A 17,995-nucleotide genomic window follows, 5' to 3' on the forward strand; every position below is an offset into this window, starting at 1 on the left:
ACTTTAGCCTATGAAAAAATTGATTGTTTTTATTTTGCTTGTGCTGAATTTCAGTTTCCTAAATGCTCAAACGTATCAAGAATGGGTACACAAAGCAGATTCTTGTTCTAGGGCAAAAAATTATAAATTGTCTGTATCTTATTACAGCAAAGCTTTTAAAATAGAACAAAAATCGTTTGTAGACTTTTACCATGCTGGCTGTTCGGCCGCCATGGCAAAAGAAAACAAAAAGGCATTTAAATGGTTGAATTTGTCTATTGATAAAGGATATGAAAATATCTCGCATATTCAAATTGATCCTGATTTAACAAGTCTTCATTCAGAAAAAGAATGGAAAAAGGCCATCGATAAATTACAGAAGAAGGTCGACGCTATTGGTGCAAATTCCGATAAGTTGCTAGAAAAAGAATTGGCTTTGATTTATGCTGATGATCAGGAAATTCGAGGAGAGTTTATGAATGTCTATAAAACGCCTAATCCTGACAAGAAAAAATTGGACAGCATTGGTAAAATTATGGACAGGAAAGACAGCATTAACCTTGTCAAGGTTATGAAAATACTGGACGAAAGAGGTTGGCTGGGAAAAAATGTTGTAGGTATCGAGGGAAATAAAGCTTTGTTTGTGGTGATTCAGCATGCCGATTTAAAAGACCAGCAAAAGTATTTGCCTATGATGAGAGAAGCAGTGATAAATGGCAAAGCAGATCCAGGAAATCTGGCGTATTTGGAAGATCGAGTAGCTTTGAGAGAAGGAAAAAAACAAATCTATGGCAGTCAGAGTTCAAAGAATAAAAAGACAAACAAGATTTGCATAGCACCAATGATAGATCCAGATAATGTAGATAAAAGGCGTGCAGAAGTAGGACTTGGAACTATGGCCGAATATGCGGCAAAAATGAATATTGAATGGGATTTGGAAGCCTATAAAAAAGAATTAGCAGAATCGGAAAAACTTCAAAATAGTAAGCAATGACACAATTATCAAACGCAGAAGAACAATTAATGGAACATTTATGGAAGCTCGAAAAAGCTTTTATGAAAGATTTGCTAGAAGCTTATTCTGATCCAAAACCAGCAACAACAACCGTTGCAACGCTCTTAAAGAGAATGATAGACAAAAAGTTTGTGGCATACAACGAATTTGGAAATTCGAGAGAATATTATCCTTTGGTGAAAAAAACAGATTATTTCTCTAAACACGTAAAAGGACTAATCAGCAATTTCTTTAATAATTCGGCATCGCAATTTGCTTCGTTCTTTACCACCGAAACCAATTTGAGTGCTTCGGAATTGGAAGATCTTAAAAAAATAATCGATTCAGAAATTCAAAGAAAGAAAAAATGATAGCTTTTATTGTAAAATCGACAGTGGCTTTAAGCGTTTTTCTTGTCTTTTATCATTTGGTATTAGAACGAGAAAAAATGCATCAGTTTAATAGATTCTTTCTGCTTTTTTCAATTGTGATTTCGGTTGCAATTCCGTTTATCTCATTTGAAATGATCAAAGAAATTCCTGTAGATTTTTCAAGACAAATTGCAGTTAATCAGGAGGCAATCAATACGTCGATTCATCAAACAGCAGAAAAAACAGATTATAAATTCATTCTTTTATGGACTTTGTACGGAATTATAACACTGTTGATGGCAATACGATTTGGTAGAAATATTTGGAAGATTTTTTCAAGAATTGGCAATTCTCCAAGTGTTGAATTTAAGAATTCAAAATTGGTTTTGGTGGAAGAAAAAATACTGCCGCATACCTTTTTAAATTACATTTTTATCCATTCAGGAGATTATAAAAACCAAAATATTGAAGCCGAATTGCTTACACACGAATTGCTTCATGCAACTCAAAAACATACCTTGGATATTCTTTTTATAGAGTTTTTGAAAGTTGTTTTTTGGTTTAATCCAATCTTTCTTTTTTATAAAAAGGCAATACAGCTCAATCACGAATTTCTTGCCGATCAGGAAATTGTAAAAACTTATAATAATGTTCCGTTTTACCAAAATTTACTTTTAAGAAAGGGAAGCGAGAAACAAACGATTTACTTGGCCAGTAATTTGAATTATTTAGTAACAAAAAAACGATTAACAATGATGAAAAAAAGAACATCAAAAAACACAGCGTTTTTAAAGAAAATTGCTGCAGTGCCTGTTCTCATGATTTTAATGATGCTGTTGTGTGTGAAGACAGTTGCTCAGGAAGTTAAAGCAGAAACGAAAAATAAGACAAGTAAAAATTCTTCAAATACGGAAAAAGCAGTTATTTTAAAGGATAAAAAACAAGATGTCTCTGTAAAGGAAAAATCTTCTCATTCGACAGACGAGAAGAAAAACCAAGTATCATCTCAGCCAATTGCTTCAAAAAAAACAACGAATACCAAAGAGAGCGAAGCTTTAAATAAAAAACAAGAATCTGGTTCTGAAGTGAATACTTTAATTAGTGAAAGTGAAGAGAGATCGAAAGAACCAAGGAAATATTATGGTTATCAAATTATGCAATTTGATACTACAATGTTCAGGTAATCAGATTTAAGTTCGTAAGGGAATTCAGAAATTCAAAGAAAGAAAAAATGATAACATATCTTTTAAAATCAGGTGTACTGCTTGCTGTATTTTTTGCAGTGTATAAATTATTGTTGGAAAACGAAAGAATGTTTCGTTTTAATCGAGCATATCTTATCGGGAGTTTGATTTTTAGTTTTGTAATTCCGTTGCAATTGTTTTCAATAAAAACCATGTTTGAAACGGGAATAAGCACGATTCAATTGGACGGAATAGTGATTCAAACAGGCCGCACTCCTTTGAATGAAAGCGACATTATGCAAAACATTTTCTATTTTTTAATTCGCATTTATGCTTTTGTTTTATTGGTGTTGGGACTTCGTTTTGTTCTAAACTTTGTTTCATTTTTTCTGAAACTAAAAAGAAAAGAAACTCGATTGGTAAATGGCGTAAAGGTTGTTTTAATTGACGAAGCGGTTCTGCCTCATTCTTTTTGGAATGCCATTTTTATCAATAAAACAGATTTTGAAACAGGCAAAATTCCATCAGAACTAATTGCACACGAAAAAGCGCATTTAGAGCAGCATCATACCTTGGATATTCTGTTTGTTGAAGCTTTGAGAATCGTGTTTTGGATCAATCCTATTCTGCCATATTTTATAAAAGCGATTAAGCTTAACCACGAATTTTTGGCTGATGAAGCTGTAAATAAGCAGTTTGGAGAAGTGAGCAATTACCAGAATCTGCTTTTAGAATTTGCTTCAAACAAACAAACTGTTCCATTGGCAAGCAATATCAATTATCAAATAACTAAAAAGCGTTTGATAATGATGACTAAACGTGAGTCTGTTGTAAAGGCTGTATTCAAAGTAGTGACAGTATTTGCCGTTTGTATTGTGTTATTATTTGCTTTCAGTTCTGAAGCTGTGGCTCAAGACGCTAATTTTATGAATAATAAAGTGTATAAAGCGGGAGATTCTGAAATCAAACAGCCTGAGTTTCCAGGTGGAATTATAGAGTTTTACAAATTTGTAGGCCAACGCTTTAGAATTTCGGATGAAGTCTCAAAAAAGAATATAGATACCAAAATATACATACAGTTTATGGTCGAGAAAGACGGAAGTTTGTCTGAAATTACGATTGTAAAAGATGCAGGATACGGACTAGGAGAGGAGGCAACTCGTGTTTTAAAACTTTCCCCAAACTGGATTCCAGGAACCGAAAACGGAAAACCTGTGAGAGTGCTGTATTCTTTGCCGATTACGATTCAATCAGAAACAAAGTAACAAAGTAACAAAGAGACAAAGGCTTTTGAATTGCCTCCAGCTTTAGCTGGAGGTTTTTTTTGTGATTAATAGGCTTTAGCCGAATATTTTTAGAAATGAGAATATTTGGCTAAAGCCTTTTGATTTTTTAATCTAGAACCTCCAGCTCAAGCTGGAGGCAATTCAATTTAATTTTAGCGCAAAGGAAAAATCTTTGTCTCTTTGCAACTTTGTTACTTTGTCACTCTGAACCTTTGTCCCTCAAAAAAAAAATCCGCTTCTGATGGAAGAAGCGGATAAAATCAAAAAACTAATTAAAAAAAATTCTAAAAATTAACAATGCAGACCCAGACTAAAATAAGTCTGGATTGTAACCAAAATAAGGTACATTTTGTTCGTTAAAAATGACCCCATATTCTTCTAACTCTTTCAGGATTGGTTCGTAAACTTCCTTTTTTATAGGAAGCTGAACGCCTGGAGTTGTAATTTTTCCATTTAAAATCAATAATGTAGCAATCGCAACTGGAAGGCCGACTGTTTTTGCCATTGCCGTATATGTTTGGTCTTCGCCAATGCAAACCATTTTAGAATCGATTTGCTTTTTCTCGCCATTTAGTTCGTAACCAAATTTGTGATACATCACAATCATGTCTTTGTCATCTGGTTCTAGAGCCCAACCTTCCGACAATATCTTTTCTAAAATCTGAGCAGGAGTCGCATTCGGGAGATTTACTTTTTTGTTTGGGTTAAATAAATCCAGTTCCAGAAGCTTATCCCACATAATGTCGTCCTGATCGATTTTTAAAATCAATCGGGTTTTAATTTCTACAGAATCTGTTGGATGATACGGAAGAAAAGAGTTGATGAACTGACGATAACTCATATTTTCTGACCCCTCTAAAATATAACTGTCATCAGTCATTCCGAGCTGTACAAACATGTTCCAAGCTCTTGAAAAACCAACTCTTCTAATTGTTCCTCTATATAATGTCAAAATATCGTCTAAACCATAAACCGAACGGTATTTTAGAGAATCGCGATTGGAGTAAGCTTCAAATTTTCCGTAGCCTTCGACTTCTAGAAATTCAGTTCTTCTAAACAAAGCGCTGTACGGAATATATTTATAAGTGCCTTCTTGAATAAACTTGGCTGCACCGCCTTGTCCCGCCAAAACTACGTTTCTAGGCGCCCAAGTAAATTTGTAATTCCATAAATTATTGTCAGATTCAGGAGCTACAAGTCCGCCGCAAAACGATTCAAATAAAAGCATTTTACCGCCTTTAGATCGGATTTCGTCAATAACTTTCATGGCACTCATATGGTCGATTCCTGGATCAAGACCAATTTCGTTCATGAAGATGAGGTTGTTTTGTTTGGCATCGGTATCGAGAGCCTGCATGGCTTCACTTATATAAGAAGCGGTTACAAGATGTTTTTTAAACTCAATACAATCTTTTGCAATTTCGATATGCAAATGTGCTGGAAGCATCGAAATTACGATTGAAGCGCTTTCAATAGCATTTCTTCTTTCGTCGGTATCAAAAATATTTAAAGCGAGTGGCGTTGCATTAGGATGATTGTGTGTTTTAGCTTCCGCTAAAGACAAAGAAAGATCGGCCACAGTAATATGTAGATTTTCTTCATTAGATTTTGATAATAAATATCGAATCAAAGACGATGCAGATCTTCCTGCGCCAATTATTAAAACGTTTCTCATGTCTTAAATATTTAACACAAATATATTTAATTGTTATAAATATAACAATTCATTTTGAATTAAATTAAATTTATTTTTAGAATTCTAACAAAAAATAATTTGATTTTGTTCTAAATAATCCCAAAAGAAAGGCGGTTTTTCGGTTGGTTTGGAGTATTTTTGTTTCAAATTTCAAAAGAGATACATTATGAAAAGAAGATTCGTTCTAACTGGTGCTTTTATTGGTATGTTAGCTATTATTTTGGGTGCTTTTGGTGCTCATTTATTAAAAAAATATCTTTCAGTTGATCAATTAAATTCTTTTGAAGTCGGTGTTCGTTATCAAATGTATCACGCATTATTTCTTCTCTTTTTATCTACACAAAAGGACATTGCAGAAAAGACCTTAAAAACAATCTATAATTTGATTGTAGCAGGTGTTATACTTTTTAGTGGATCGATTTATTTGATGGCGACAAAAGACTATACCTTATTTGAATCTAAAATTATAGTATTCGCAACTCCAGTGGGTGGTTTTTTATTAATTATTGCTTGGACGCTGTTATTCTTTACGATTTTGAAGCGAAAATCATAAAATCCCGAAAAAAAAATTCTGTCTAAGAATTAATCTTTAATTTTGTCACATAAATACTTATTTGTGTGACTTTTTTGTATTTTATGTTATTAAACAAAAATAATATAACAAAATCGCACATTAGGTTGTAATTAAACAAATTAAAAGCGATTATTTTTTTCTTTTTGCATTTTTTAAAGTGAAATTTCTCTTTTTTGATATAAATCGGAGTTAAATTTAAGTATTTTAAAAGAAATAAAAATTAATCTGTAATTTTGCTTTCACAAAAAATCACACACAACTTAAAAATTTATGGACACTAATACAGTTTTCGCGCAATCGATTTCGTTAAAAGAGTTAGGAATTGAAAATGCAAAAGTTCGTTATCAACTATCTGCAGATGAATTACATGCGATTACTTTGCAGTCAGGACAAGGTGTTGAGAATTCTACTGGAGCTTTAGCAATTAATACAGGTGAATTTACAGGTCGTTCTCCTCAAGATCGTTTTATCGTAAAAGACGATATTACTAAAGATCAAGTTTGGTGGGGAAATGTAAACATCCCTTTTGAACCACAAGCTTTTGAAAAGCTTTATAACAAGGTAGCAGCATTTTTATCAGACAAAGAAGTTTTTGTTCGTGATTCTTATGTGTGTTCAGATCCAAATTATAGATTGAATGTTCGTGTTGTAACAGAAACTGCGTGGTCAAATTTATTCTGCTACAATATGTTCTTGCGTCCAGAAGCTTCGGAGCTGGCTAATTTTACTCCAGAATGGACAGTAGTTTGTGCGCCAAGTTTTATGGCAGATCCTGCTGTAGACGGAACAAGACAATCTAATTTTGCTATTTTAGATTTTACTAAAAAAATCGCTTTAATTGGCGGAACAGGTTATACAGGAGAAATGAAAAAAGGAATTTTTTCTGCTTTAAACTTTATTCTTCCAGTTTTCAAAAATACACTTCCAATGCACTGTAGCGCCAATGTGGGCGAGGCAGGAGACACCGCAATTTTCTTTGGTTTGTCTGGTACAGGAAAAACAACTTTATCTGCAGATCCAGAGCGTAAATTAATCGGAGATGATGAGCACGGATGGACAAACGAAAACACTGTTTTCAATTTTGAAGGAGGCTGTTATGCTAAAGTAATCAACTTAACAGAAGAAAATGAACCAGACATTTTTAGAGCAATCAAAAAAGGAGCGCTTTTAGAAAATGTGGTTTTCAAAGCTGGAACAAATGAGGTTGATTATGATGATGTTTCAATCACTCAAAACACTCGTGTGAGTTACCCAATAACACATATTGATAATGTACAGCCAGGTTTGGTTGGACATAATCCAAAAAATATATTTTTCTTAACGGCCGATTCTTTCGGAATCTTGCCTCCAATCTCAAGATTGACTCCAGGTCAGGCAGCTTACCATTTTATTTCTGGATATACAGCAAAAGTTGCGGGTACAGAAGCAGGTGTAACAGAGCCACAACCTAATTTCTCTGCTTGTTTTGGAGCACCATTTATGCCTTTGCATCCAACGCGTTATGCTGAAATGCTGAGCAAAAAAATGAAAGATGCAGGAGTAAAAGTGTGGTTAATCAACACAGGATGGACTGGTGGACCTTACGGAACAGGAAGTCGTATGAAATTGAAATATACTCGTGCTATGATTACTGCTGCATTAAAAGGGGAACTAGATAATGTAGAATTTGAAAATCATGCAGTATTTGGAATTGCAAAACCACAATCTTGTCCAAACGTTCCGCAAGAAATTTTAAATCCTAGAAATACTTGGGAAGACAAAGATTTATACGATAAAAAAGCGTTAGAATTAGCTGGAAAATTCAAAGCTAATTTTGCGAAATTTGAAGAGTTTGCTAATGCTGAAATCTTAGCAGGAGCGCCAATTACAGAATAAAAGGAATGAATTAATTCAAATAAAAAAGCTGTTCATCTCTGAACAGCTTTTTTTATTTGGTTTCCAATCGCAGTAAAAAAAATAGACACTGAACACGGAACTGCGACTGAAAACCTTGAAACTTTATTTTTTAGCTTCGTCTATGCGTTTTTGAATTAAATCCCAGGTATAATAATGGAACGTCATTCCGTTGCTCATTGCTACGAAAAGTCCGTTTTTGTACTTTGGACCTAAGTTCACGCTTGTCACATCAGCACCATCACATTCAATTGTAGAAGTTGGAACTTCTGCCAACAATGGATGATTGTTTGGATTTCCGTTTGCACCTTCTCTTGGGTAAACCATAAAAGAATTTGCTTGCTGATTTGATACTAAAATATATCCTGTAGAATCTGTTTTTTTGTAAATGGCGATTCCTTCGTGATCTGCTTTAAAATCTTTTTGACCAAAGAAAGCCAATTCTTTATTATCATTTAAAGCAGGATCTGCTTTGTATTTTCTAATTCCAGCTTGCTCGTCGCAATAGTAAACAAAACCTAATTCGTTGTCTACAGCAATAGCTTCAATTTCTTTTTTACCGCTGTACGTTCCGAATTTGCGAACGACTTTTGCAGCAGCAAATTTTCCGTTTCCAGAAAGTTCATATTGCCATAAATAACTTCCAGAAGGACCTGTTTTTCTTCCAACAATAGCAAAAATCTTTCCGTCAGATGGGCGAGTATATAGTGAAACTCCCATTGGGTCGCGCTGTGCTTCTCCTTCAAAAACTGGAATTCCGCCATTATCGATTGGTTCTAAATCAGGTAAACTGAAAATCCTGATTTTATTTTCTTCACGCTCTGTTGTAACCGCAACATCTACTTTTTTTCCGTCAATAATTAATCCGTAAGCGATATCAACATTGTTTGGACGTTTTAAAGGGATTGATTTTTTAAGGATTTTTCCATTCAAATCAAAAGCATACAAACCGCCATCTGTGTCTTTGTCTGTTCCCACAATAATGCTTTTTGTAGCATCTGTTGGGTTTATCCAAATAGAAGGATCGTCTGTATCGTGAGGCAAAGCTTCTGTAACGGTTGTTGGTTTTACAGCGTTTGGCTGAACTGGAGCTAGTTTGTCGTCTTTACATGCTGTAAATGAAACAGCTAAAAGCAAAAGAGCAACTAAAGATTTATTTTTCATTATGTTATATATTTTAATGCAATTAGACAGAGCGTTAAACTCTGTCTAATTTAAGAATTTTAAAAAAGTGCAGATTACAAGTCTAATTTCAATCCGAAATTGTAACGTGGCTGGTAATACTCAGCTTGTTTTGTATGTGCAGCAACTCCTTGGTAGTAACGTAACGGTTGGTTTGTTAAGTTATTTGCTTCAGCGAAAAAGCGCAATTTAGGAGTGATTTTGTAAGCAGCATTTGCATCTAAGAAAAACTGTTTGTCATAGTAACTGTCTTTGTAAGACTCAGAACCTAATTCATCTAAATAATCAGATGTAAAGTTGGTTGAGATTCTTGCAGAGAAACGTTTGTTTTCCCAAGATAAAGATCCGTTAAACATATGTGGAGTTGTTCCAGGAAGACTGATATCGTTTCTTTCGTTTCCGTCCTCATCAGCAATACCTTTTGCTTTAGATTGCGTATAAGTATAGTTTAAGTAGATTGCAAAACCTTTTAAGAATTTACCAGGCAAGAAATCTAACTGACGTTGGAATGCAACCTCGAATCCGTAAACATCAACATTTTCTCCATTTCTTGATTGTAAGAAAGACCAGTTTTCTCCTGCTGGAATTGGGTTTACTTGATTAGGGAAATCTGCAGCAAATTTCGCATCAGTATATTGATTGTCGCTGTAGTTGTAAATAAAATCATTTAATCTTTTGTAAAAAACACCTCCAGAAACTAAACCAACAGATTTGAAATAGTTCTCAGCCATGAAATCATAATTGTATGAATAAGTAGCTTTAAGATCTGGATTACCAGCTGTAATTTCTTTGTCTGCGGCAATATTGTTTACATAAGGAGCCAATGCGTAATAGTTAGGTCTAGCTAAAGCTGTTGTAATAGCTGCTCTTAAAACTAAGTCTTTTGTTGCATTGTATTGTAATGAAATACTTGGCAATAAATTAGTGTAAGAGTTTGTATTGTTGATTTTGCTTTCTAATTCTTCTTCGTCTAATACACGGTTTCCTGTATAGTCAATATGGGTGTTTTCTAAACGGAAACCTAAAACCATAGAAAGTTTATCGTTGAAATCTTGATCCCATCTTACATAAGCAGCATAAATGCTTTCTTTTGCATTGTAGTTTACTGCTAAATATTCTGCTGGATCTGTTTCTTTGTCAAATAAAGTTGGATTGTTTAAGTCTAAACTTCCTAAGAAAGCGGCAGAAGCAAAAGTTCCTGGTACATATTTACTTCCTGGGTTAAAATCTTTTCCGTCATAATAAGATGTTGGAACTTGTGATAGTAATTCCATATCATTGTTAAGCGGTGTGTAAGAATAGAACATATTGTCTCTTTCTTTTTCTTTCAAACGAAGTCTAAGCCCCGTTCTTAATCTTCCTTTTTCTCCAGCAATTACAGAGAATGGGAAACGGATGTTTACTTTTGCGCCAAATTCACTTTCGCTTGTTTCGTCTGTGTTTTCAGTAACAGAGTCGAATTTGAATTCGTCAACCGATTCGCCAGCAGTTGTAATCAAAGGAAACCTGATATCTGAAAAATCTTCGAACATTTCTAAACCTTTTTGACGGTATTCGATGTAACGCTCACCTGGACGGTATTCTCTAGCTTTTGCATAGTTTGCAGACCAGTCTAAATCTAATGTAGAGTTGATTAAGTGCTCTCCGCGAATAGAATAATTCTGAACTCTTTGATCTTCTAATCTTCTATTTTTGTTTCTGTTGTTGTCTAAACCACCTTTTGTTTGGCGTTTTACACGACCTTCAAATCCAACAATTTCTTCACCATTATAAAGAGGCTCAATATCATCGTAGGTTGTTCTAAAACGGTTTTCACGGTCATCTCTCCAGTTGTAGATGGCATTAGCAAAAATCGTATTGTTATCGTTGAATTTATAATCTAAAGCAACAGAAGCACTACGACGAATACGCTGTACATCATATTTTCTAATTTCAGAAGCTTGTAAATATTCATTTCCAAAATCATCTTTTACCCATTCGTTTTCAATGTTGTCGGAACCGTAATCTACATTATTATAAGATCCGCTGAAAACTACTCCTAATTTATCATTAGCAAAACGGTTACCATAAACTAAACCAGCAGTGTAAGAAGCATGGTCGCGAATTGGCAAATATCCTCCTGCAAGAGTTGCAGAAATTCTTTCTCCATTTGGAGTTGCTCTTGTGATTAAGTTTACAGAACCTCCAATCGCATCAGCATCCATGTCAGATGTAAGGGTTTTGTTTACTTCAATTGTAGAAATCATATCAGATGGAATTAAGTCCATTTGTACATTTCTATTATCTCCTTCAGCAGACGGAATACGGTCACCATTTAAAGTAACAGAGTTCAAAGATGGAGCTAAACCTCTAATGATAATGTTACGAGCTTCACCTTGGTCATTCTGCATAGTGATACCAGGAACACGTTTTAAAGCGTCTCCTACGTTAGCATCAGGAAAACGTCCCATTTGATCTGAAGAAATTACGTTTCCGATGTTTTTGTTGTTTTTCTGCTGGTTCAACGCTTTTGCCTGACCTTTTAAGATGTCTCCAACAACAACTTCCTTCAATTCATTTTCAGAAGCTTTAAGCGCAAAATCAATTACGTTGTTTCTTCCTTGCTCTACTTTTATTTCTTGAGATAAAGTGGTATATCCAATATATTTTACTTCAACTTTGTAAGTTCCCTCGTTAATATTTAATAACTCGAAACGGCCGTTGTAGTCAGAAACGGTGTATTTTTTCTCGCCTACAATTTGAACCATAGCTCCAGGAAGTGGCAGTTTGTCATCGGCATCTAATATCTTTCCAGAGATAATAGCCTTCTGAGCAAAACCTGTAAAGGCGAATAAAAAGAATGCAGTTAATAGATAAAATTTTTTCATTGTGTGTGTTTAGTTTGATTTTCGGTTGCGAAACTAAAGCCCTTATATTACTAAAGCCTTGAAAAAAAATTAACATAATGTTATGATTGTTCTGTGATATTTAATATCTATTAATGTTTAAGTAACACATAAGAAGGCAAATAATTGATTCACAATTAAAAAGAAATAATATTTTGACTGTAATTAAAAATTTGGCGTTAAATTTGCCGTATCATCATTATCAAAAATCATCAATCATGCTAAAACAATTTTTTATCCTATGTTCAGGAGTCGACCGCGACATCCTGAAAGACTGCTCAGAAGGCGAGCAAACCAAATATGTTGGAATAGGAGCCACAGTATTCTTTACAGCAGTTATGGCCTTTCTGGCTAGTGCTTATGCGCTTTTTACCGTTTTCGATTCTATTTATCCCGCTTTGATTTTCGGATTTGTTTGGAGTTTGCTAATTTTTAATCTAGATCGATTTATCGTTTCTACGATAAAAAAAAGAGATCGTTTTCTAGACGAGTTTCTGCAGGCAACACCGCGTATTGCATTGGCGATTATTATTGCAATTGTAATTTCTAAGCCTCTTGAAATCAAAATTTTTGAAAAAGAAATTAATACCGTTTTATTAAAAGAGAAAAATGAAATGGAATTGGCCAATAAAAAGCAAATTGGAACGTATTTTAAAACGGATTTAGATAAAAATAAAGCGGAAATTGCAGCGCTGAAGGCTGATATTGTTAAGAAAGAAAAAGAAGTAAACGCTTTATATTCAACTTATATTACAGAAGCCGAAGGAACTGCGGGAACTAAGAAATTAGGGAAAGGTCCGGTTTATAAAGAAAAACGAGAGAAACACGATGCAGCTTTAAAAGAATTTGAAATCCTAAAAAAAACAAACGAAGCTAAAATTGCCGAAAAAGAAAAAGCAGGTGTACAGCTTCAAGCCGATTTAAACAAAAAAGTTTCGCAGACACAGCCCATCATTGAAGGTTTCGACGGATTAATGGCGCGTATCAATGCATTGAACAAACTGCCTTGGTTGCCATCATTTTTTATCATGCTATTGTTTTTAGCAATCGAAACTTCTCCAATTATTGCCAAATTATTAGCGCCAAAAGGAGAATTTGATTTCAAGCAAGAAGAAGCCGAAACCGCAATGAAAGCAACTTTGGCTCAAAATAAATACCAACGCGATTTATTAGTGAAAACCAGTGCCGAAATGCACGATCGAGTTTACGCTGATATTGCAGAAGATAAAGGGTTATTTGACCTGCAGCGAAAAAACGCAAAAGAATTGCTCGAATTACAATCGCATAAATTTGTAGAGAAACAGAAAGCTACGCTTTAGTCGAAAGTTGGAAAGTCAAAAGTCATAAAGTCACAGTTGAGATTAAAAAAAGAAAGTCCGAAATAGAAATTCTATTTCGGACTTTTATTATTTATAAAGAGAAGAAAACTTTAAGACTTTCGACTTTTGACTTTAAGACTTACATATAGCTCAATATCTCTTTTTTATAAGCATCATATTCTCCTTGCATGATCAAACCGTTATCAAGAAGTTTTTTATAATTCTGTAATTTGTCGAAAAGTTCTTCTTTAGTTAAATCACTTAATTTACGCTCTCCTGTTGGTTGAGTTGGTTGCGTTGGAAGCGGTTCAAAAGTTTCTGTAACTACTGGAGCCGCTGGTAAAATTTCAGCAAAGCTTGTTACTTCTTCTGTTTCTACTTCTTCGATTTCCTCTTCTACTTCTGGTTCTTCCGCAAAAGTTTCTTGAATTGGAGTTGCTGTTTGAACAGGATTTTTCAATAGATCCAATTGTTCTTTAGCATAAGTATAAATTTTTCTAGCCTGAATTTTCGGAATATAATCGATAGAAACCGCTAAATCTGTTTTTGTTCCAAATGAAAATTCAGAACCTAAAATATTTTCTTTTACAAAAGTACTTGCAATATCATCCCAAGTATAATCTGTGAAGTCCATTGAAAGTCCTAAATTTTTAGGCTTGCAGATGATAATTCTTTTATTAGTTAAAACGATACTGTCAGGAAAAACAGTTATAGCAGGCTTCTTTTGCACTGCGATGTATCCAACTTCTTCGCCTTTCATTAATAAATCTGTAAGTTTCGAAGTGATTTTTTCAATCGCTTTTGGATCTTGTTCTTCGTTCAGAAATTTTTTAAATTGTTCTTTCATTTTTTAAAGATTCTAAGTTGCTAAGCTACTAAGTCGCTGAGTTTTTTATTCTAACGTTGCAAATGTAATGCCTAATTTTCTAATTCGATGATTTCGCTCTGAATTTTCTTTGTCAAACTTTTGAAAACCAATTCGTATGAATGATCGATGAGCTCTTTTATGAATTTATCTGGTAAATTTCCGTTTAAAGCCACCGTATTCCAATGCACTTTGCTCATATGAAATCCTGGTTTTATTTCGTCATATTCTACTCTGAGTTCCTGCGCGCGGTCTGGATCACATTTTAAATTCACAGATTGCTCATTCTTTTCCCATTGCGAAAGAGAAGACAAAGCAAACATTTTCCCGCCCACTTTAAAAACCAAAGTGTCTTCATCAAAAGGAAAATGTTCACTAACTCCTTTTTTCGAGAGACAATATTCGTAATACGTTTCTAAATTCATACTTGTTTATTTACCAATTTCACCTAAATGCGTGTATTTAAAGCCTTTTTCAAATTTGAGACCGTAACCAAAAATACGATCCATTGCCGAATGTGAAAATAAAATAATTCCGGCTAATTGTACTATTTCAATACTGAAATAATATCCAAGTGCGTGAATTAAAAGTGCAATTCCTTTGTGATGAAATATATTGTATAAAAATACTCCAACCTTATTCCCAAACGCATAACCGATCATGGATAAATCAGGAGCCAGAATTAAAGCCAAAAACCACCACCATTCAAAATTTAAACGGTTGAATAAAAAGATGCCAAGAATAAATAAAGCGGTTTCCTCAAGTTTTAAAACTGTTTTCATTTTACTATTTTTTCCATCATCTTTTCGGGATGATTCAGTTTTGTAAATCCGAATTTCTCGTATAAAAAGTGCGCATCAGTAGTTGCCAATCGCCAGATTTTGACTTCTTGCAATTGTGGTTCCTTCATCATGGCATCGATCAAAATAGAAGAGTAGCCTTTTCCGCGATGCTCCTCAGTAATGAAAACATCCATTAAATAAGCAAAAACGACATAATCGGTTATCACGCGGGCAAAGCCAATTTGTTTGTCATCTAAATAAATTCCGAAACAAACTGAAGCATCGATTGTTCGCTGTACTTCATCAATAGTTCTTCCCGCAGCCCAATAAATGTCTTTTAAAAAGTTCTGAATAAACGGAACGTCGAGTTTTGTTTTATCTGTAGAGACGGTTATCATTTTAATTTTAGATTTTAGAGTTCAGATTTTAGATTTGTAGAAGCAGAAATCTAAAATCTACAATCTAAAATCTGCAATTTTGTATAATATCGGTTTGCTCGGACTAGCATCATTTTCGAAAGAAGCGATTTGGAGATTTAGTATATAATTCCCGTCTTCAATTTCATCTGCAACATAAATCATTTCTGTGATTGTTGCAGTTATTCTTGCGTCAGTGTTTAGATTTACCGTGTCTTTCACATTCCAAAATGCTTTATGAGCCAATAATTTTCCTTCATCATGTTCTTTATCAACACTTGGCAAATCGATTAATAAATGTTGAATTTCGCTTTCGCGAATGAAAACCGCGGCCTCTTCACTTAAATACGGAGGATTTGTATTGGAATATTTTCTCGATTTTTTATCCAGCTGATTTGGAAGTGTTCTAATAATTAAAGCTTCAGTTTTTTGAGTAAGTAAGTTTGCAATTTGCTCTTTTGTAATCACAAAATCATCTCCCATTTTTTCAGGTTCAACTGTAATCAATTTTGCAGTAAAGAAAAACTGTTTCAACGATTGATTGATGCTATAAAAATCATTGGTAATATGTCCCAAACATTCCGTATGCGTACCATGCCCGTGCGGATTGAAGAAAATATTATTGAAATTCGTAGATGATTTTCCTTCTGAAACTTTCCCGATCCAATCGCCGAAAACAACGGGTTCAATTGAAGGTTTCTCGATATACCAAGCAATCGGATTTTCATCTGTATTGGTTAAAGGAATTGAGATATCGATGGGTTTTGATAAGTCTATTTCGAAGTTGTTGATTTTTGCTAGCATAATAATTTAACCGCAAGGTTCGCTAAGAGTTTACGCAAAGAGCGCTATTTTTATAAATTAAAGTTTATTTACAATTCTTTTAATACCATTTTTTATCAAAATAACATTAAAATTTAAAAGCAAACCTAATTTGCAATCCGTTAATTTTAAGTAAGTCAATAGTTGAGCAAAATGAATTTCGTTTAAAGCATCAACTGACTTTATTTCCAAAATTAATTTATTTTCAACTATAATATCTAATCGGTAGCCAATTTCTAATTTTATTTCTTCGTAAAGTAATGGTAATGGTTTTGTTTTTCAATTTGCAACCCAGTCTTTTTTAATTCAAAATAAAGACATTCTTCATATACACTTTCTAAAAGTCCAGGCCCTAAAGCTTGATGAACTTTTAAAGCACAATCAAAAACAATTCTTGATAATTCATTCTCTGACATAGTAAATTAATTATATTTTTAAATGTTTATAAAAATACAATATAATTTTAAAAAAAGAAAGAATATTCCTATGATTAAATATTTGCGACCTTTGCGTAACTCTTTGCGAACCTTGCGGTTAAGCCTACTCTTCCAAATTTAGATAAAATAAATCTGAAGCGATTCCATCCGTTAAAAATTTTCCTTTTGGAGTTGGTTTTAAGATGTTGTTTTTAATGAAAAGTAGATCGTCATTCAAGAATTTCTGAGCTTGTTTTTGAAGATAAGTAAGATATTCCAAACCAAATTCTTTTTCTATTCTGTCTAAAGAAACGCCCCAAATGGTTCGCAATCCAGTCATAATATATTCATTATAGCGGTCGGAAATCGTTAAGGTTTCCGTTTCAATAGGAAGTTCATCGTTCTGAATTGCTTTTATATAAAGTGAATTATTAGCAATGTTCCAACCTCGTTTTACACCATCATAACTGTGCGCCGAAGGACCAATTCCGATATATTTTTTACCGAGCCAATATGCCGAATTGTTTTTAGAGAAATAATTCTCTTTCCCAAAATTCGATAATTCGTAATGAATAAAACCATTTTTTTGAAGCATTTCCACCAAAATCATAAAATGATTTGAAGCTACTTCATCTTGTGGCTCAGCAATTTTCCCTGTTTGAATTAACTTGCTCAAAGCCGTTTTCGGTTCAACTGTCAAAGCATAACTCGAAATATGCGGAATACCGAAATCCAAAGCAGTTTGAATATTCTGTCTCCACATTTCGTCGCTCATTCCTGGAATTCCGTAAATCAAATCCAACGAAATATTATCGAAATATTTAGTCGCTTCTTCCAGACATTTTTTGGCTTCTTCCGAATTATGGGCGCGATTCATCATCTTTAAATCATCTTCATAAAAAGATTGAATTCCGATACTTAATCGGTTTATCGGACTTTTAGATAATTCTAGAATTCGTTCTGCAGATAAATCATCTGGATTAGCTTCTAGAGTAATTTCAGGATTTTCAATGACTTTGTAATTCTTGTAAACTTCAGAAATCAGAAAGTTGATTTCTTCATTTGATAAAACAGAAGGAGTTCCTCCACCAAAATAAATCGTTTCAATGATATTGTCATCTTGAGCGGAGTCGAAGGGTTTACGCATGCCAATTTCTTTAGCCAAAGCCAAAACCATATCGTCTTTCTTTTTCATCGAAGTCGAAAAATGAAAGTCACAGTAATGACAAGCCTGCTTGCAAAAAGGGATATGGATGTAGATACCGCTCATTTTTAATTAGATAATTAGAAAATGTGTCAATTAGATAATTTATCCGTTGTCTACAGAATTA

General features: G+C 33.8%; 16 protein-coding genes and 1 pseudogene. 7 read left to right on the forward strand and 10 right to left on the reverse strand.

The genetic code is table 11. From position 1 onward, the window contains the following. Positions 1 to 10: 10 nt before the first annotated feature. The 4 genes from ABTV69_RS06580 to ABTV69_RS06595 are packed head-to-tail and all read left to right on the forward strand — an operon-like array spanning position 11 to position 3,793. Entirely contained in the window at positions 11 to 973 is a 963-nt protein-coding gene (locus tag ABTV69_RS06580; protein ID WP_433834835.1) for a DUF6624 domain-containing protein, read from the forward strand. After that, on the forward strand, positions 970 to 1,344 hold the full coding sequence (locus ABTV69_RS06585; RefSeq protein WP_433834836.1) for a BlaI/MecI/CopY family transcriptional regulator: 375 nt from the start codon (positions 970 to 972) through the stop codon (positions 1,342 to 1,344). Before ABTV69_RS06580 ends, ABTV69_RS06585 begins: the two co-directional genes overlap by 4 nt. Continuing rightward, on the forward strand, positions 1,341 to 2,528 hold the full coding sequence (locus tag ABTV69_RS06590; protein ID WP_433834837.1) for a M56 family metallopeptidase: 1,188 nt from the start codon (positions 1,341 to 1,343) through the stop codon (positions 2,526 to 2,528). Before ABTV69_RS06585 ends, ABTV69_RS06590 begins: the two co-directional genes overlap by 4 nt. A gap of 47 nt (positions 2,529 to 2,575) precedes the next feature. Next, positions 2,576 to 3,793, forward strand: coding sequence for a M56 family metallopeptidase (locus tag ABTV69_RS06595; protein WP_433834838.1), 1,218 nt, complete (start codon positions 2,576 to 2,578; stop codon positions 3,791 to 3,793). Between the two features lie 331 nt (positions 3,794 to 4,124). On the opposite strand, the gene ABTV69_RS06600 is transcribed toward ABTV69_RS06595, so the two are convergent. Next, a complete protein-coding gene (locus ABTV69_RS06600) occupies positions 4,125 to 5,489 on the reverse strand; it encodes a saccharopine dehydrogenase family protein (RefSeq protein WP_433834839.1) in 1,365 nt (454 codons plus the stop codon). A gap of 187 nt (positions 5,490 to 5,676) precedes the next feature. On the opposite strand from ABTV69_RS06600, the gene ABTV69_RS06605 reads away from it, so the two are divergent. Both ABTV69_RS06605 and pckA read left to right on the forward strand, forming a co-directional pair. Next, a complete protein-coding gene (locus tag ABTV69_RS06605) occupies positions 5,677 to 6,063 on the forward strand; it encodes a DUF423 domain-containing protein (protein ID WP_433834840.1) in 387 nt (128 codons plus the stop codon). 291 nt (positions 6,064 to 6,354) lie between these two features. Further along, positions 6,355 to 7,959, forward strand: a complete 1,605-nt coding sequence (gene pckA / locus ABTV69_RS06610) for a phosphoenolpyruvate carboxykinase (ATP) (protein WP_433834841.1) — start codon at positions 6,355 to 6,357, stop codon at positions 7,957 to 7,959. 123 nt (positions 7,960 to 8,082) lie between these two features. Here the strand turns inward: pckA and ABTV69_RS06615 are convergent, their stop codons facing one another. Next, a complete protein-coding gene (locus ABTV69_RS06615; RefSeq protein ID WP_433834842.1) occupies positions 8,083 to 9,141 on the reverse strand; it encodes a phytase in 1,059 nt (352 codons plus the stop codon). A 74-nt stretch (positions 9,142 to 9,215) separates the two neighbouring features. Next, positions 9,216 to 12,026 carry a TonB-dependent receptor gene (locus ABTV69_RS06620; protein WP_433834843.1) on the reverse strand — a complete coding sequence of 937 codons (2,811 nt, stop codon included), beginning with the start codon at positions 12,024 to 12,026 and terminating at the stop codon, positions 9,216 to 9,218. Positions 12,027 to 12,262: 236 nt separating this feature from the next. Here ABTV69_RS06620 and ABTV69_RS06625 point away from each other — a divergent pair, with 236 nt between their 5' ends. Then, a complete protein-coding gene (locus ABTV69_RS06625; RefSeq protein ID WP_433834844.1) occupies positions 12,263 to 13,363 on the forward strand; it encodes a DUF4407 domain-containing protein in 1,101 nt (366 codons plus the stop codon). Positions 13,364 to 13,502: 139 nt separating this feature from the next. Here the strand turns inward: ABTV69_RS06625 and ABTV69_RS06630 are convergent, their stop codons facing one another. From ABTV69_RS06630 to hemW, 7 genes and pseudogenes are all read right to left on the reverse strand, one after another. Further along, positions 13,503 to 14,210, reverse strand: a complete 708-nt coding sequence (locus ABTV69_RS06630; protein ID WP_433834845.1) for a PH domain-containing protein — start codon at positions 14,208 to 14,210, stop codon at positions 13,503 to 13,505. A gap of 71 nt (positions 14,211 to 14,281) precedes the next feature. Beyond that, positions 14,282 to 14,653 carry an MmcQ/YjbR family DNA-binding protein gene (locus tag ABTV69_RS06635; protein ID WP_433834846.1) on the reverse strand — a complete coding sequence of 124 codons (372 nt, stop codon included), beginning with the start codon at positions 14,651 to 14,653 and terminating at the stop codon, positions 14,282 to 14,284. Between the two features lie 6 nt (positions 14,654 to 14,659). Continuing rightward, positions 14,660 to 15,010 carry a DUF4260 domain-containing protein gene (locus ABTV69_RS06640; protein ID WP_433834847.1) on the reverse strand — a complete coding sequence of 117 codons (351 nt, stop codon included), beginning with the start codon at positions 15,008 to 15,010 and terminating at the stop codon, positions 14,660 to 14,662. Continuing rightward, positions 15,007 to 15,408: a GNAT family N-acetyltransferase gene (locus ABTV69_RS06645; protein WP_433834848.1), complete on the reverse strand. Its 402-nt coding sequence runs from the start codon at positions 15,406 to 15,408 to the stop codon at positions 15,007 to 15,009. The genes ABTV69_RS06640 and ABTV69_RS06645 overlap by 4 nt, the downstream gene beginning before the upstream one ends. A 57-nt stretch (positions 15,409 to 15,465) precedes the next feature. Further along, entirely contained in the window at positions 15,466 to 16,230 is a 765-nt protein-coding gene (locus ABTV69_RS06650; protein WP_433834849.1) for a cyclase family protein, read from the reverse strand. A gap of 57 nt (positions 16,231 to 16,287) precedes the next feature. Continuing rightward, positions 16,288 to 16,664 (reverse strand): annotated as a pseudogene (locus tag ABTV69_RS06655) (GxxExxY protein). A 124-nt stretch (positions 16,665 to 16,788) separates the two neighbouring features. Next, entirely contained in the window at positions 16,789 to 17,934 is a 1,146-nt protein-coding gene (gene hemW / locus ABTV69_RS06660) for a radical SAM family heme chaperone HemW (protein WP_433834850.1), read from the reverse strand. Positions 17,935 to 17,995 lie beyond the last annotated feature (61 nt).

The organism is Flavobacterium anhuiense, assembly GCF_050990855.1.
Lineage (GTDB): Bacteria > Bacteroidota > Bacteroidia > Flavobacteriales > Flavobacteriaceae > Flavobacterium > Flavobacterium anhuiense_C.